Annotated in this window: 12 protein-coding genes and 1 pseudogene; 3 read left to right on the top strand and 10 right to left on the bottom strand. The window is 58.7% G+C overall.

What is annotated here, in order from left to right; translation table 11 throughout:
• Position 1: 1 nt before the first annotated feature.
• Together EX00_RS01065 and EX00_RS01060 are read right to left on the bottom strand one after the other, a co-directional pair.
• Complete coding sequence (locus EX00_RS01065) at positions 2 to 1,087, bottom strand: ABC transporter substrate-binding protein (RefSeq protein ID WP_234708943.1); 1,086 nt, start codon at positions 1,085 to 1,087, stop codon at positions 2 to 4.
• A gap of 137 nt (positions 1,088 to 1,224) precedes the next feature.
• Positions 1,225 to 2,217, bottom strand: a complete 993-nt coding sequence (locus tag EX00_RS01060) for a LysR family transcriptional regulator (RefSeq protein ID WP_052210615.1) — start codon at positions 2,215 to 2,217, stop codon at positions 1,225 to 1,227.
• A 418-nt stretch (positions 2,218 to 2,635) separates the two neighbouring features.
• Between EX00_RS01060 and EX00_RS01055 the strand changes: the two are divergent.
• Positions 2,636 to 3,832, top strand: a pseudogene (locus EX00_RS01055) (carboxylesterase family protein); the annotation flags it as partial.
• 221 nt (positions 3,833 to 4,053) lie between these two features.
• Here EX00_RS01055 and EX00_RS01050 read toward each other — a convergent pair.
• Genes EX00_RS01050 through EX00_RS01030 form a run of 5 tightly spaced genes read right to left on the bottom strand, consistent with a single transcriptional unit; the run spans position 4,054 to position 8,737 of the window.
• Positions 4,054 to 4,950: a phosphorylase family protein gene (locus EX00_RS01050; RefSeq protein ID WP_047453235.1), complete on the bottom strand. Its 897-nt coding sequence runs from the start codon at positions 4,948 to 4,950 to the stop codon at positions 4,054 to 4,056.
• A gap of 10 nt (positions 4,951 to 4,960) precedes the next feature.
• Positions 4,961 to 5,761 carry an ABC transporter permease gene (locus EX00_RS01045; RefSeq protein WP_047453234.1) on the bottom strand — a complete coding sequence of 267 codons (801 nt, stop codon included), beginning with the start codon at positions 5,759 to 5,761 and terminating at the stop codon, positions 4,961 to 4,963.
• Complete coding sequence (locus EX00_RS01040) at positions 5,754 to 6,623, bottom strand: ABC transporter permease (protein WP_047453232.1); 870 nt, start codon at positions 6,621 to 6,623, stop codon at positions 5,754 to 5,756. The genes EX00_RS01045 and EX00_RS01040 overlap by 8 nt, the downstream gene beginning before the upstream one ends.
• Entirely contained in the window at positions 6,620 to 7,669 is a 1,050-nt protein-coding gene (locus EX00_RS01035; RefSeq protein ID WP_047453230.1) for an ABC transporter ATP-binding protein, read from the bottom strand. The genes EX00_RS01040 and EX00_RS01035 overlap by 4 nt, the downstream gene beginning before the upstream one ends.
• Positions 7,670 to 7,693: 24 nt before the next feature.
• A complete protein-coding gene (locus EX00_RS01030; protein WP_047453340.1) occupies positions 7,694 to 8,737 on the bottom strand; it encodes an ABC transporter substrate-binding protein in 1,044 nt (347 codons plus the stop codon).
• A 157-nt stretch (positions 8,738 to 8,894) separates the two neighbouring features.
• Here EX00_RS01030 and EX00_RS01025 point away from each other — a divergent pair, with 157 nt between their 5' ends.
• Positions 8,895 to 9,953 carry a LacI family DNA-binding transcriptional regulator gene (locus EX00_RS01025; RefSeq protein WP_234708941.1) on the top strand — a complete coding sequence of 353 codons (1,059 nt, stop codon included), beginning with the start codon at positions 8,895 to 8,897 and terminating at the stop codon, positions 9,951 to 9,953.
• A gap of 249 nt (positions 9,954 to 10,202) precedes the next feature.
• On the opposite strand, the gene ftsZ is transcribed toward EX00_RS01025, so the two are convergent.
• On the bottom strand, positions 10,203 to 11,213 hold the full coding sequence (gene ftsZ, locus EX00_RS01020; RefSeq protein WP_047453336.1) for a cell division protein FtsZ: 1,011 nt from the start codon (positions 11,211 to 11,213) through the stop codon (positions 10,203 to 10,205).
• A 272-nt stretch (positions 11,214 to 11,485) separates the two neighbouring features.
• On the opposite strand from ftsZ, the gene EX00_RS01015 reads away from it, so the two are divergent.
• Entirely contained in the window at positions 11,486 to 11,965 is a 480-nt protein-coding gene (locus tag EX00_RS01015) for a GNAT family N-acetyltransferase (protein WP_047453228.1), read from the top strand.
• 67 nt (positions 11,966 to 12,032) lie between these two features.
• Here the strand turns inward: EX00_RS01015 and EX00_RS01010 are convergent, their stop codons facing one another.
• Together EX00_RS01010 and EX00_RS01005 are read right to left on the bottom strand one after the other, a co-directional pair.
• Positions 12,033 to 14,198: a beta-galactosidase gene (locus tag EX00_RS01010; RefSeq protein ID WP_052210614.1), complete on the bottom strand. Its 2,166-nt coding sequence runs from the start codon at positions 14,196 to 14,198 to the stop codon at positions 12,033 to 12,035.
• On the bottom strand, positions 14,195 to 15,340 hold the full coding sequence (locus EX00_RS01005; protein WP_047453226.1) for an ABC transporter ATP-binding protein: 1,146 nt from the start codon (positions 15,338 to 15,340) through the stop codon (positions 14,195 to 14,197). Before EX00_RS01005 ends, EX00_RS01010 begins: the two co-directional genes overlap by 4 nt.
• Positions 15,341 to 15,364 lie beyond the last annotated feature (24 nt).

Raw genomic sequence — 15,364 nt, 5'->3', positions numbered from 1 at the left:
ATCAGCTTGCCTTGACTTCATTCCAGATCTTCAGCCACTCGGAATAATTCTCCGGAGCGACCGGCCACATGAACGACTTCATCACATCCATGTCGTCGATGAAGATCGCCTCCTGCTGCTCTTTCGACAATTCGTCGCGGATGATCGAGGATGTGGTCGCATAGTTGCCGATTTTAGCGATCTGGGTCGCGAATTCCGCCCCGAGCAGATAATCGATGAACTTGTATCCGATCTCGCTCTTTTCAGCAGACAGCGTCGCCGGCATGGCAAAGCAGTCGCACCAGCCCATGATACCCGCTTTCGGCTTGGCCATCCCCATCGCCAGCTTGTCCTTCAGTGCATCATAGGGAACCCGCCACGAAAATGCGCAGGAAACCTCGCCCGTGGCAAACAGATTGGTGAGATCGCCGATCGTCTGCCAATAGGTGCGCAACAGCGGCTTCTGCGCGACCAGCAGCTTTTTGGCTTCCGCCAGCTCCTTGGTCTCCATGACGAAGACCTTGTCGCGCGGCACGCCGGCGACCAGACCGGCGATGGCGATGGATTCCAGCGCATAGTCGCGCATCGCAAGCTGGCCCTTGTACTTCTCGTTGAACAGTGTCGTGTAGTCAGGCTCGCTGTCGAACTTGTCCTTGCGGTAGACGATCGGGTTGAGACCCCAGAGATAGGGAACCGCGAACTGCTTGCCCGAGGCATCCAGAACCTTGGGCGTCGTCTTGAAGACATCGTACATCTTGGCGGCGTTGGCGATCTTGGCCACGTCGATTTCTTCGAGCAGTCCCGCCTTGATGTAGCGCCAGCTTCCATTCAGCGACGGGTTGATCATGTCCCAGTCGGAAGCCGTGCCGGTTTTCAGCGCCGCGAATTGCGCGTCCTCGCTGGAAAGATAGGACAGCTTAACCTTGACGCCGGTCTGCGCTTCAAATGCGGCGATGTATTCAGGATGCCCGTTGGAATCCCAGGTCGCCCATACCATCTCGGAAACGGCGGCTCGGGCACTGCTCAATGAACCGAACATCCCTGCTGCCGCGCCAGCGGCGATCCCTGCAAGCGCTTCACGCCGGGTAATTCCTGAACCTGCCATCATGCCCTCATCTGGTTGCTGTTAAACCGGCACCAGTGTGGGCTGTTTCATCGCGAAAACCTATTACGCAACTCAAATAGACTATATTGCGTTTTGCCAGTTTTTCACGAGGCCGACGTCACCAAACAGGCGCAACAGCCTTAGTTATAGGCTGACGCCTGGAGTGGGAGAAATTTGATCGGTACAGGCGCTGTCGCATCACAAGCGCGAACGTCGGCCGCAACAGATTTGATCATCTGTCGCAACCAGACATGGTCAGGCGACTGGTGCTTGCATTCATGCCAGAGCATGTAGAACTGCATCTGTCCAAGTTCGCGCGGCGCCTCCAGAACGACGAGTGGAAAAGCCTGAGCGATTTGCTCGGCAAAAATCCGCCCCGTCGTGAAGACGATGTCCGATTGCGTCAGTACATAAGGTGTGATCGCATATTCGGGCACCGACACGGCGATATTACGCTTGAGGCCGAGTTCGATCAGCCGTCCGTCGATCGGACTAAGTTGGGCTCGCTTATCTGAGGTCGGAGAAAGATGCTTCTCTTTCAGGAACTCACCCATCGTGATTGGCTCGCATTGACTTGCCAGCCGATGGCTTGGACGTACGACACAGACGATATCGGTGGTCAGTAGGGGCGACATCCGCAAATACTCCGGCGGATGCGGCCAGTTGCCGATGACCGCATCGATAGATCCGTCCGCAAGCTGGCTGATGAGTTCATCATAGCTCGGCATGTGAGACGCATCGACGCGAACATTGGGTGCCTTTTGTGCGATTTTGCCGACGAGCTGCGGCAGAAACACGGCTCCGAGGCAATTATCTGCGATGATGCGGAAGTTTCGCGTCGCACTGTTCGGGTCGAAAGTGGCATCAGGAGAGAGGTGCGCGTTGATCTGGCCGAGGATATCGCGCAACGTCTCCTTCAGGGCGAGACCTCGCTCTGTTGGCACTAGCGCGCCTCCGGACCTGACCAAAAGCGGATCGTCCAGCATTTCCCGCAGCCGTTTCAACGTCAGGCTCACTGTCGGCTGCGCCTGGCCCAGGATATCGGCGGTTTTCGAAACGCTGCATTCCGTCAGCAGGGTCAGGAGCGTGCGCATCAGACGCACATCCATCATACCATTCGCCTGTCGCGTCATGATCGGCCTTCCCCTCGTCGAACGGTGCAACAAGCTTTATGACAAGCATATTTCATGCCAGCCGGGGAGCTCGCTGGTCGTACCTGTAATTATTGCGATACCAAGATTTCGAAGTCCGGAGGACAGGCCGGTCGATGGAATATGTTTGCCCGCCCTGATCCGTCAGAGTCCAATCTCCGAGTGAAACTGCATCCGTGAAGACAGTCTTGGCGCCTGATGCAGATGCTCCACCGTTCTCGGTATGCCATGCGGCTCCATCCCGAAAGCGCTCGACACATTTCGCACTATTCGCGAATGCGCGGCCGTCAAGTGACCGGCAACGTCATCTTCTGAAAGAGGTAGCACATGAAGTGCCTGGGAATTGCAGTGCTGCTCTGCTTCGTGACGGGTTACGCGCAGGCGACCGAACGGCAGCAATCTCGCCCGTTACGGCGACGTTGTCGTGGTGACGATCAACCGCCGCCTCAACGCCTTCGGATACACCAACCTTTCTCATCTCGATCCCATCAACTTCGGCGACGCCGCCAATGCCGGCAACCTCGATATCGTTGCTGCCTTGGAATGGGTAAGCGACAACATCGCTGTTTTTGGCGGCGACCCGGGCAGCGTAATCGTCTTTGGCCAATCCGGGGGTGGATCGAAGATCATGATCCTGCTGGCCATGCCGAAGGCGAAGGGCCTGTTCCATCGCGCCATCAGCATGAGTGGGGCAGCCGGCCTCAATGTGGCTCCTGCGGCGGACATGCAGCCCTATGCAAATGCCTTCGTCAAGGAGCTCGGGGTCGACCCGAAGAACCTCGCAGTGATACAGCAGATCCCGATGCAGACCGTCCTCGATGCCCGCAACCGTGCCGTAGCCTCATCGTTTGAAGGCGTCCGGCCGGTGATCGACGGCAAGCACATCGTCACCCGGCCGATGGCGCCAGAGGGCCTGGCGATGCATGCCAGCGTACCATTGCTGCTGGGCAGCACGAAGACCGAAGCCAGTCTGTTTTTCCAGAGCGATATGCGCAATTTCAAACTCACCGAAGAACAGATGCGGAGCCGCATGCGCTCTGTGTTCAAGATCAATGACTCCAAGATCGACACGATTATGGCCAGCTACCGCAAGGATGCGCCCGACATGACCCCGTCGGAGATCCTCGTTGCCGTTGCGTCCGACGTCCAGTTCCGCCGTCCGCTCACCGCCGCAGCCGCAGCCGCAGCCGCAGCCGAGATGAAGTCGGGAGCGGCTGGCCAGGCACCAGTCTACATGTACAACTTCACCTGGACGATTCCCTGGGAGGGCGGCGTGCTCGGTTCACCGCACGCAGTCGATATCCCCTTCGCCTTCGGCACGGTGAACGAGGCCGGCGAGATGACCGGACCGGGCGATCATGCAATGGAAGCGGCGATGAACATGATGTCGGCGTTCTTGAGCTTCGCGCGGACCGGCAATCCCAACAACACCCGTATGCCGGAATGGAAGCCTTACGACGCTACCACACGGGCCTCGATGCTGATCGACAGCCGCTGCGAAGCGGCCAGCGGCTGGCGTGGCGAAGCACGCCGCGCCATTGCCGATCTCAAGATCGACCCGTTCAACCGCGCAGCCCTCTATAAGTATGAGGCATAACTGAGGAGTTGAAACATGGGTTATCGGATCCCGAAACGCACACTCTTGAAGGCGACATCGTTGGCCGCCGCTGTTGGTGTTGACGCTGGTCCACTTCCTTTAGGCCAGACAGTGGCCTCGGGGGCTGGAGGCTTGTAGTTTAGAGACGAGCGCTGCCGGGGCAACAGTCGCCAATGAGAGTGGCGGACTGCGGATGGGCAGCGCCAAAACGCCAATGATTGTCAGTAGCGCAGATAGCGAGCCTCTGGCTGCGGCGACTTGAGTGTCTGGCAGCCGCATGGAGACTCTATCGGGATCCGGGCGGCGGCTTGCAGTGCAACGCGGGAGGCAAGCATGGAAAGACTTGGCAAGACATCCTCCTGGAGCAAGGTGCCTCGGCTGCGATCCATATAGTCGTTGAAGCCAGCGGTCACGAAGGCGCAGGGCACGAAACAGGCGCCGATTTCGCGTGACAAGGTCGCCTCCGGTGCTATCGAATGATTGATGACATCGGCTCCCACGGTGCGGAACGCAAGAGCTTCCGCGGGCGTGGTAAGGCGAGGGCCATACGCATGTGCAGCCGCCAGCCCTTGGTCTAGTCCATGCACACGGCATGACGTCGGCCAGATTGCACTTGCGGTTTCAGCAAGGATTTTCGCGCCATGCGGGCAAACGATCTGCTTGCCGGAGCAATCGAAACGCTGACGACCGGGCAGAAGCGAGTAGGGGGTCTGGGTCAGCTCGATTATATCGGCCGGGATGACCATGTCGCCCGGCTGGATGGCCTTGTTCACCGCACCGATGGTCGAACAGGCGAGCACATACCGTACGCCGGATTCCATCAACACCCAGAATGCGCGGCGGTGGCAGGAATGGTCGATTTGATCCCGCGGGTTGCCGTGGGAATACATGCAAAGCAGCCGTCTGGCTCGGCCTTCCGGCGTGATGCTGGCGTCGAATTCCAGGAGCTTCCAGTTGTCCGAAGCGCCATAAGGCGTGTCGAAGGAAAGATCGCGCGCCAGAACGCTAACGCCCGGCATTCCCACATCTTCGGGAAAGGCGAGACCCCAATTGGCGGAGCCCGTAATGATGGCCATATCCGTTTTCGGGATCACTGCGCCGATTGATGTATATGTCATAGAGGCTCTTTCAGGCTGTCTGATCGCGTTCGCGCAAGTTGAGGAACAGGACTATTGCCGAGATCAGCACGGTCCAGAGTGTGGAAATAGCCGCGATGGTAGGGTCGATTTGATCCCGGAGAGAAATAAACATCAGCTTCGGCAAGGTACTGTTGGGCCCGTTCGCCACAAAAACGGAAATCACCACCTCGTCGAGGGAGGTGAGGAAGGCCATCAATCCTGCTGTCGCAAGGCTCAGCCCGAGCTGGGGCAGAATGATCCCGATCATAGTCCGGAACCAGCCGGCACCCAGACTGCGGGCTGCCTGTGCCTGAGCCCAGTCGAACCTCTCCAGTGCGGGATGGAGAACAATGACGGCCACGGGTATGGCCAGGACCACATGGCCCGCAAGGACCCCCAAAAGGGTGCCGAGGAGGCCGAGCTTCGCAAGAACGAAGAAAAGTCCTATTGCAAGCAGAATGCCCGGCGTCACCGAAGGCGATAGCAGCAGACCGTAAATGGCGGCGGCGCGGCGCCCCCCAATCCTGTTCAGGGCGAAGCAGGCGAGGAAACTGACAGGCACAGCAATCGCCGCCGTCGAGACGCCGAGAAGCAGGCTGGTGCGAAGCCCTGCCATCCACGCAGGTGAGGAAAAGAAGGCTTCATACCAGCGCATCGACCAGGCCCTGGGCGGAAACTCCAGCAAATCGGAAGAGGAAAATGACAGCGGCACAACGATGAGGGTCGGCAGCATAAGGAAGATGAGCACGATGGCTGAATAGATCCACAGCAGGATTCTGCTGAACCTTTTGTCCTGATAGGCATCAAGCATGGGATGTATCCCGCGTCAGATACCAGCGTGTGACGTAAAGCATGCCACCAGTCAGCAGGACCAGAATCAGAAGGAGTATGCCGAGAGCGCTTGCAGACCCCCAGTCCTGAAAGGTGGATAATGTCCGGTCGATGCGGATCGATATCGGATTGACCTTCCCTCCGCCGAGAACCGCCGGTGTGATGAAGAAGCCGAGAGTGTAGATAAACACAATCGTTGAACCGGATAGGATTCCGCCAGCAGAAAGGGGAAGGATCACCGTTCTCACGCAATGCCAGAGGCTTGCACCCATGCTTGCCGCCGCGCGGATCACATTGCCGTCAATGTCACGCATTGCCGCGTAAACCGGCAAGACAAAGAGCGGTAACATGTAGTGAACCATGCCGATCAGAGTCCCGTTGAAGTTGTAGACCAGCGGCATCGGAGCGTCGATCAAGCCCAGGCTTTTCAGGGTTGAATTTACAAGTCCATCCTTGCGCAGGAGCACCAGCCAGCCATAGGTCCGCACCAGGATTGAAGTCCACAGCGGCAACATGATCAGGATCAGCACCCTGTTTGCGATCCGCTTGCTGGTGCTTGCGAGCGTCAGCGCCAGGGGGATTCCCAGGATCATGCAGATGAGCAGCGTCGTGCCGGATAGAGCGAGCGTGGTTCCCAGCGCGGACCAGGTGAGGCTGCTGAATAGAACCTTTTCGTAGTTGATGGTCGAGAACGAACCGCCGATGGTCAGGAAGGACTGACGCAGAATCCACAGAACCGGAACGATAGCCGCAAGGCCAATCAAGAGCAGTGCTGGCAGCGCCAAAGCAAGATAGAATTGACGCTCGCGCCTGGCGTCCCTCAGGTAGGCGGCGGTGCTCATCCGACCATCCCTTCGGGCAAGGCATGAACGGCTGCGGCTGCGGCATAGGCGGTCACCAATTTGCCGGTTTCCATCCCGGCGCAAATTCCGGCACGGGTCGCCGGCACGCTCAATATAACCTCAGTGCCGGATGCGGTTCGAAGATTGAGCAGCCAGTTTTCGCCGCGAAATGCCTTGGCGGTCAGTGCGCCGCTAATGGCGATCGCATCGGCGCCGAGCTCGCCCGCATCCAGATAGAAGCTTTCCGCGCGGATCATTGCCAGCCCTAGGGCAGGGTCTACCGACCCCTCGATGCGCGTCAGGCTGGACGCAGGAAGTATGTTGGCTTCACCCATGAACTCCGCCACAAACCGGTTTCTTGGGTGGTGATAGATGTCGAAGGGAGTCGAGATTTGCTGTATTTCCCCCGCATCCATGACGGCGATGCGATCCGACATGGTCAGCGCTTCGCGCTGATCATGCGTGACGTAGATCGTGGTGATACCCAGATCGTCATGCAGTCGCCGAATTTCGAACTGCATATGCTCTCGCAAGTTCTTGTCGAGTGCAGACAGCGGCTCGTCCATCAGCATGACGCGAGGTTCAAAAACGATTGCGCGTGCCAACGCCACGCGTTGCCGCTGGCCACCCGAGAGCGCGGCGATGTTCCGATCACTGAAGCCCTCAAGCTTCACGCGGGCGAGGGCTGCCAGAGCACGGTCTTGCGCCTTGGCTTTCGGGACCCGCCGCAAGAGGAGTGGATAGGCGACGTTGGCCAGTACGCTCATATGGGGAAAGAGCGCATAATTCTGAAAAACGATGCCAATGTCGCGTTTGTCAGGAGACAGTCGGGTAACATCCCGACCGCCGATGATCAGGGAGCCGCTGTCGGGACGGACAAAACCCGCCAATGCCATCAGGAGGGTTGTCTTCCCCGATCCGGACGGGCCCAGAAGCGTCAGGAATTCGCCAGCGGAAATATCCAGCGAAACATCGCTCAGTGCGACATAGTTACCGAAGGTTTTTCGAACACGCTCGATCGATATGGGAAGCGAGGTAATTGCCATTTTGACAGCGGCTCCAGGAGATAGTCAGCGGTTCATCATCTCATCGAATGCGGCCTGGGCTGCATCGCCGTTCTTTACCCACCAGTCCGCTTTCGAGAAGACGGAGGTCCCGACATTGCCGGGTGCAGTCGCCAGAAGCTGAAGGCGATCAGCCGGGATGAGATTTCCCTGGTAAGCCTTCGGGTTGATTGGGCCATAGGCAAGGAAATCGGTCAGCTTGGCGCCGCGTTCCGGTGTGGTCATCGCAGCAATCAGCTTCATTGCAGCCGCCTTGTTTGCAGAGCCTTTCGGAACAGCGAGGCAATCAGTTCCAATGACGGAGCCCTTGAAGCTGTAATCAGCAGCACCACCATCGGCCTTGACGCTCTGGGCACGACCGTTCCAGGTGACGACGAGGTCCGCTTCGCCATCCTTCAGGAGTTGAGCCGACTGGGCGCCAGAAGTCCACCACACCGAGACATTCGGCTTCAACTGGGCCAGGCGAGCGATAGCTCGCTTCAGGCCATCGGGTGTACTGAGCACGTTGTAAATCTCGCCGGGAGCAACCCCTTCGGAAAGCAGGGCGATTTCAATAAGGTCCTGCGCATTTGCGCGAAGCGCCCGCGTTCCGGGAAAAGCCTTCACGTCCCAGAACTCGGCCCATGTCTTTGGCGGCTTGTTGCCGAGAGTTTTGGTGTTCCAGGCCATCACCGTGCCATAGGAGCTAAAAGGATAGCAATAGGCGGACTCGGCACCGGCTGGCACAGAGTTCGGATCAATGATGGAGTAATCCAATAGCTCAAGCAAACCTTGAGCGGCAGCCTGCGCGCCCTCAGGCGATCCGAGATGGATGATGTCGGTTGTCACCGCGCCGGATGTAACCTGCATCTTGAGGGCAGCGAAACCATCGCTTTGAGTTTCTTCTCGGACATCGAAACCCAGCTCGGCCGCTGCGGGTCCCCACATCGCCTTCTTCATGGCAGCGCCGTAGTCGCCACCGGCTGTCGTAATGGTCAGTGTTTGCGCGGCCAGCGAACCGGTGGCGCTCATGGCAATAATGGCCACGGTTAGACGCAGCATGCGAAGCATCATCAGTCTCCTTTGTTCACCTCTGGACGATAGCTTTCGGTTCTTTTTCCGCCAAATTTGCCAATCGTAACGTTACGATTGCTAGATTGAGGCATTTCGTCAAGCGGAATCTGATCGACCCCGGTCCCGCTTCCATTTTCGTATTGGAAGAGGCAGTATGTTCGAAAGGCCGAACGATGAGAGACTGACTGGCGACATGGCATTCAATTCGCGACCCAATCTGAGGCAGATCGCTACGGAACTCGGTCTCTCGGTAACCACGGTCTCTCGCGCGCTGAAAGATGGGCCGGAGGTGCATCCTGATACCATCCAGCGCGTAAAGGCGGCAGCAAACGCCGCCGGTTACGTCCCCAATCTGCACGGTCGCGCGTTGCGCATGGGCCTCACCCGTACGCTCACCGCCATTCTGCCCATGGAAACAAGGGACTATTTATCAGACATCGCAAAGCTTCCCTTGATCGAGGGCATGACACTTGCCGCGCGCGAAAGAGGCTTTAATCTGTCCGTCTTCTCCACCACACCGGAAGAGGATCCTCAGGAAAACCTCAGCACTCTTATCCACACCGGCGGCACGGACGGGATCATAATTACGCGCATGGTCTCGGAGGATCCGCGCATTCCCTTTCTTCTTGAGCGGAAGATTCCGTTCATCGCCTTCGGCCGCAGCGGCAGCGCGCTCGATTATTCCTTCGTCGACGTGAACAATGAGGGTATCGCGTTTGAGGCGACCCGAATGCTTGTCGCGCGGGGTTGCCGGCGGGTCGCGTTGCAACTCCTTGCCCGCGATGATCAATACAGCGCGGCGCGCATGACAGGTTACACCAAGGCGACCGAAGAAGCGGGCCTACCAATCGATCTACAATTGATAGGCCAGGAAGATTTCACCATGGAAGCCAGCGAAGGCTGGATTTCTCGTCTGCTCGATCTGCCGGACCCGCCCACTGGTCTTGTCTGTGCGAACGAGCTTGGCCTGCTCGGCGCGCTCAGCGCGACACGCAGAAAGGGCCTTGTCGTCGGACGCGACTTCCACATCGTTGTGCGCGACAGCACGCACATATGTCGCTATCTCTCGGTTCCGCTGGCCGCTCACACCGTCGATATGGTCGTGGTCGGCCGCAGTCTGGTCGAAGGTTTGATCCAGCAGATCACGGAACCTGAAGCGCCGCGAATGCAGCATGTCGTTGAAGGCAAGGTCGAGATCATCGCCAGCCTATGACACCGTGCTTGGCTTCTCAGTGCTGTGCCTCGGGCACTGTACCGTTATCAACTACGGATTGAGACGAAACGCTGAAGCTGTTGTGGCAGCTTCAGATTGCATTGGCTTTTCGGATGTCGGTTTTAGTTCCATAATAAACCTTATGAAACAATTTGCTGTAGCCACAAAGTTGAAGTGTCCTGCTTCTGCAAAATAGGAATGTTGCAGTCCCCGCGTTATAAGCGACTGGGACGCAGGCGATAATAATCTCTACTGAGCGGCTTGGTCATTCACGCCTCCCAACAGACTGCCGGACCCCGAGAACCCGTCCAGACCCGTTGCAACGACCGATACCCTGAACACGCCATCGAGGCTTCTGTCAAAGATCGCGCCGACAACGATATCGGCATCATCGAAGACTTCGTCGCGTATGCGGCTGGCGGCCTCATCGACCTCGAACAGTGTCATGTCCATCCCGCCCGAAATGGAGATCAGCACGCCCCGCGCGCCCTTCATGCTCATGTCGTCAAGAAGCGGGTTGGCAACGGCGGCCTCTGCGGCCCTCAGCGCACGACCCGGTCCAGTCGCCTCGCCCGTTCCCATCATGGCTCGACCCATTCCACGCATGACGGATTTGACGTCGGCGAAGTCGAGGTTGATCAGACCTTCCTTGACGATCAGATCCGTGATGCAGCTGACGCCTGCAAACAGGACCCGGTCCGCAGTCACAAAAGCATTCGCGAAGGTGGTCGTGGCATCCGCAATGCGAAACAGGTTCTGATTTGGAATGACGATAACAGTGTCGGCACTTTCGCGAAGCCGCTCGATGCCCTCGTCGGCAGTGCGCATGCGTCGATTGCCTTCAAACGTAAAGGGCTTGGTGACGACGCCCACCGTAAGGATCCCCGCCTGTCGTGCCGCCTGAGCAATGATCGGGGCAGCGCCGGTGCCGGTGCCACCACCCATTCCGGCTGTGATGAAGCACATGTGTGTGCCCCGGAGGTGGTCCATGATTTCATCAATGGATTCCTCAGCGGCCGCTCGTCCGATTTCTGGCAAGGAGCCCGCGCCGAGACCTTCAGTCACCTGAGTACCGAGCTGAATGCGCCGAGCGGCCTTCGAGGTCGCGAGCGCCTGTGCATCCGTGTTTGCCGCAATGAATTCAACGCCCTGAAGCTCTTCTGCGATCATATTGTTGATTGCGTTGCCGCCACCGCCTCCAACACCGACGACGGAAATCCTCGGTATCACTCCGGAAAGCGGCGTGTGGATATCGGTCATGAAGGTCTCCATTGAATCAATCTCAGTCGCAGTCAACTGCCGTTTGTTGGAACCGACATTAGTGCGATTCGCGTGAACATAGCGATCCTAGTGGGTAACACGTCAGTATTGCGGCATGCTCTGGCCGCCTTCCACAAGATAATGAGTTTGGCGCACGGTGGTCATCTCGATGTTGGACGGCCCTCTCCGGCCCCAGCCTCACGGGCTTGCCTTCAGCAGTCGGAAGACTTAGACGCAATTCACTATATTCACGAACTGATAGATGAACGAAAATGACGATAACAATACGCCCGGCGCAGCTATCCGATTCAGAGCTCATCCTGCGATTTATTCGCGAACTGGCGGAATATGAAAAGGCGGCTCACGAGGTCGAGGCGACGACGGCCTCCATTGAGCAATCCTTGTTTGGTCCTCAATCCGTGACCCATGCAGCCATTTGCGAGGTCGATGGCGAGCCGGTGGGTTTCGCGGTGTGGTTCTATACCTATTCCACCTGGCTTGCCCGCAATGGCCTCTATCTCGAGGATCTTTACGTCACCCCGCAAAAGCGGGGATCGGGCGCGGGCAAGGCCCTGCTGAAATATCTGGCAAAGCTCGCGGTCGAGAAAGGTTGCGGCCGGTTCGAATGGAGCGTGCTCGACTGGAACGAACCGGCCATCCGCGTCTATCGTTCCATCGGCGCCGAGCCGCAGGACGAATGGATACGCTATCGGCTCACCGGCGACACGCTGAAGGCCTTTGCCGATAGCTAAATGCTTATGACGTCACGAAGCGAGCGGCAGGCTCCACGAACCAGCCGCTCGCTTCGCCGGCTCCTTGTCAGCTCAACTCGACGATCGCGCAACCATAGGCTTCGAGCGACAGTGCACCGGTCACCGATTTGCCGTCGTCGAGGAGATTGACGCCGCGCGGGACGCTGATCAGTTCCGCGTGCTGGTCCGTGTAGTTCTGAATAAACAGAAGATGCCTTTCATCGTTCTGGCGCATCGTCACTTCGACGCCATCCGGCAGATTGGCAATCAACGGTTCGACGCCTGCATCCGCGAAGGTGCGGTCGGACAGTGCTGCCGTCAGCTCGGCTGTCAGGTACGTGCCGAGATAGAGCACCCTGCCCTTGCCGACGCGGCGCGACGTTGCCATCGGCACGCCTTCGGCATAGCGGTTCGACCAGGTCGCCACTATCTCGACATCGTCGGCAACTGCCAGGTTCTCATAGAAGTGAGCACCTTCCAGCTCGCGGTTGCCGATCGTGAAACGGCGAACGCGGTTATGGGATTCGGCAGGGCGGTTGGGGGGCATCACCAATCCGCCGGAGCGCGACATGACATCGAAGAGACCATTGGCACCAGGTGCCGCCAGCCGTCCGAAATCCTCGACCGTGACGCCGGTCAGTCGCGTCAGCGACGAACCCGGCGCGGCCTCGCGGATGACGTGGTTGTTTTCATCGCGCGTGCCGGTACGCGCGCCGATAATCACGGTGCCCCCGCCCCGCGCAAATGCCTCCAGCCGCTCGGTCCAGCCATCCTTCCACATCACCCAATGCGGGACATAGAGCAGCTTTAGCCGCGAAAGATCGTCTTCGGGATGGATAAAGCCGCAGGCGATGCCGCGGTCGTAGCAATATTGGTGCAGCAGCACGGCGTCGTCCTGCGGGCTTGGCAGGCCGATCGAATAGGTCTTGTGCGCCTCCTGGTTGTCGAAATCGGAGCCGGCAATGCCGACATCCATGCGGACATGAGTGCCGAGGATCTTGTTCTTCAGCGCCGTCATCTCGATGGCAAACCGCTTTGCCTCGTCATAGCGATGACGCGGCACGTCGTCGTGGTCGATAATACCCATCCAGTAGATTTCAGCACCGAAATGCGCCGGCCGCCAGCGGAAGAACATCAAGCCATCGGCGCCGCGTGCGACCGAGGACATTGCCATGCGGCGCATCTCGCCGGGCTCCGGCGTCAGCGTGCAGAAGCCGGGTTGGCTGCCGAAGCCGGATTGCTGTTCGGGGATGATGTAATTGCCCGAGAAGCCGCGGCAGATGTCGAGATGCAGCGCCTGCACCTTGGCGTGGTTGCCGATGCGCTGGAACTCGTCATAGAGCATCGGATAGATATCATAGCCGACGAAATCGAGATCGGTGGAGAATTGGCCGCGAAAGTCGATATCGCGCAAGCCACCGAGATTGTGGAAGATGAACCAGTCGGCCTTGGTCGCCCGCAGGATTTCCACCTGATCATGCTGGAACCGTGCCGTCGAGAAGGCCAGGAAGCGGTGGTAGTCCTGCACATGTCCCGGGCTCGGGAAGGTCGGGCCGAAATCGATGGGAAGCACGACCTGGCCGAAATCGTCATAGGCAGTCGCCCAGAAATCGCCGCCCCAGGCGAAATTGAGCTTGTCGATCGTGTCGTATTTATCTGCAAGATAGGACTGAAATTCCTTCAGCGTGGCGGCAGAGAAGGATTCCGGCATGCTGGTGTTGAGCTCGTTGTCCGTCTGCCAGCCGATGACATCGGGATTGTCGCGATAGTGTTCAGCCATAGCCTTGGTGATACGCTTGCTGTGCTCGCGGAAAACCGGGCTTGCCGTATCGGCATGTTGGCGTGAACCATGGCTCATCGTCCGGCCGTTGCCGTCGACACGGAGGACTTCCGGATGGGCAACCGTCAGCCAGCGCGGCGGTGTGGCCGTCGGCGTGCACATGATGGTGCTGATGCCGTGACGCGCCAGGATCGCGATGGCGCGATCGAAGAGATCGAAGTCGAAGGTTCCGAGCTTCGGCTCGAAGATATGCCAGGCGAATTCGCCGAGACGCACGACATTGAAGCCGGCTTCGGCCATGCGTTTGGCATCACGCTCCCAATAGCTTTCATCGACATGTTCCGGATAATGCGGCGTGCCGACGAGAAACCTGTCGGTCTTGATGGTGCGCCATACGGAAAGGTCTTTGGTGCTGGTATTGACTGACACGGTATCAGGCTCCTGAAGGATCATTTGTCGAGAATTGGCTTGCGGACGGTGATGGTCCGCTCGTCATTGGCAGAAAACAGGTAGACCTCGCGCGGATCGATGCGCAGGCTGATCGGTGCGTCGGCGGCTACGCCGGTGACATGGCCGATTTGCACGGTGATGTTGCCGGTGCCGCTTTCGGAGCTGACGCATTGCAGCTCTCCGGCATCGACATAGAGGATGGTCTCTCGTCCGAGATGCTCGACGAGACGAACCTGGCCGGAGATCGCAGCACCTGCGGATGCAGCGTCCGAAACGGCGATGTTTTCCGGCCGGATTCCGAGGATAAGGGGCGCGCCCTTCTGGACCGAGGCGCCGGCTGCCAGATCCACAGCGATCGGTGCAAGGCCCGGAGCAGAGACGGTAACGCTGTTTCCAGAGACCTGATCGACCGTCACCGGAAAGAAATTCATTCGCGGCGCACCGAGAAAGCCGGCGACGAAGAGATTGTCCGGGTTGCGGTAGAGTTCCAGCGGCGAACCAACCTGCTCAATGATGCCGCGATTGAGAACCACGATCCGGCTTGCCATCGTCATCGCCTCGACCTGGTCGTGCGTGACATAGACCATGGTCGCGCCGAGTTCGGCATGCAGGCCGCTCAGCTCGACGCGCATCTGGGTCCGCAGCGCGGCGTCGAGGTTGGATAGAGGCTCGTCGAACAGAAAGACTTCCGGTGATCGGGTAATGGCACGGCCGATGGCGACGCGCTGGCGCTGGCCGCCGGAAAGCTGCTTCGGTCGCTTGTCGAGCTGGTCGGTGATCCTGAGAATCTTGGCGGCGCGCGCCACGGCCGCGTCGATCTCTGCCTTCGGCCGCTTGGCCATGCGCAGGCCGAAACCCATGTTTTCGCCGACTGTCATATGCGGATAGAGCGCGTAGGACTGGAACACCATGGCGATGCCGCGATCACCCGGTTCCGCCGTAGTGACATCGCGGCCGTTGATCATGATCTGGCCGGAGGAGATCGTTTCAAGACCGGCGATCGACTTCAGCAGCGTGGACTTGCCACAGCCGGAGGGGCCGACCATGACGATAAACTCGCCCTGCTCGACGGAAAGATCGATACCGCGCAATGCATGATAGGCGCCGTAATTCTTGTTGACGTGTCGAAGTTCGAGACTGGTCATGCTTTTCGGCTCGCAAAGAAAGGA

It is taken from the genome of Martinezella rhizogenes, assembly GCF_000799715.1.
Classification (GTDB): domain Bacteria; phylum Pseudomonadota; class Alphaproteobacteria; order Rhizobiales; family Rhizobiaceae; genus Rhizobium; species Rhizobium rhizogenes_C.
This window is presented reverse-complemented; position numbering and strand designations above follow the sequence as displayed.

Coding starts and splice junctions, on each gene's coding strand:
- EX00_RS01010 (WP_052210614.1), bottom strand. CDS start 14,198: ATGATCCTTCAGGAGCCTGATACCGTGTCAGTCAATACCAGCACCAAA.
- EX00_RS01045 (WP_047453234.1), bottom strand. CDS start 5,761: ATGCTTGATGCCTATCAGGACAAAAGGTTCAGCAGAATCCTGCTGTGG.
- EX00_RS01015 (WP_047453228.1), top strand. CDS start 11,486: ATGACGATAACAATACGCCCGGCGCAGCTATCCGATTCAGAGCTCATC.
- EX00_RS01005 (WP_047453226.1), bottom strand. CDS start 15,340: ATGACCAGTCTCGAACTTCGACACGTCAACAAGAATTACGGCGCCTAT.
- EX00_RS01065 (WP_234708943.1), bottom strand. CDS start 1,087: ATGATGGCAGGTTCAGGAATTACCCGGCGTGAAGCGCTTGCAGGGATC.
- EX00_RS01040 (WP_047453232.1), bottom strand. CDS start 6,623: ATGAGCACCGCCGCCTACCTGAGGGACGCCAGGCGCGAGCGTCAATTC.
- EX00_RS01030 (WP_047453340.1), bottom strand. CDS start 8,737: ATGCTTCGCATGCTGCGTCTAACCGTGGCCATTATTGCCATGAGCGCC.
- EX00_RS01060 (WP_052210615.1), bottom strand. CDS start 2,217: ATGACGCGACAGGCGAATGGTATGATGGATGTGCGTCTGATGCGCACG.
- EX00_RS01050 (WP_047453235.1), bottom strand. CDS start 4,950: ATGACATATACATCAATCGGCGCAGTGATCCCGAAAACGGATATGGCC.
- EX00_RS01035 (WP_047453230.1), bottom strand. CDS start 7,669: ATGGCAATTACCTCGCTTCCCATATCGATCGAGCGTGTTCGAAAAACC.
- EX00_RS01025 (WP_234708941.1), top strand. CDS start 8,895: ATGTTCGAAAGGCCGAACGATGAGAGACTGACTGGCGACATGGCATTC.
- ftsZ (WP_047453336.1), bottom strand. CDS start 11,213: ATGACCGATATCCACACGCCGCTTTCCGGAGTGATACCGAGGATTTCC.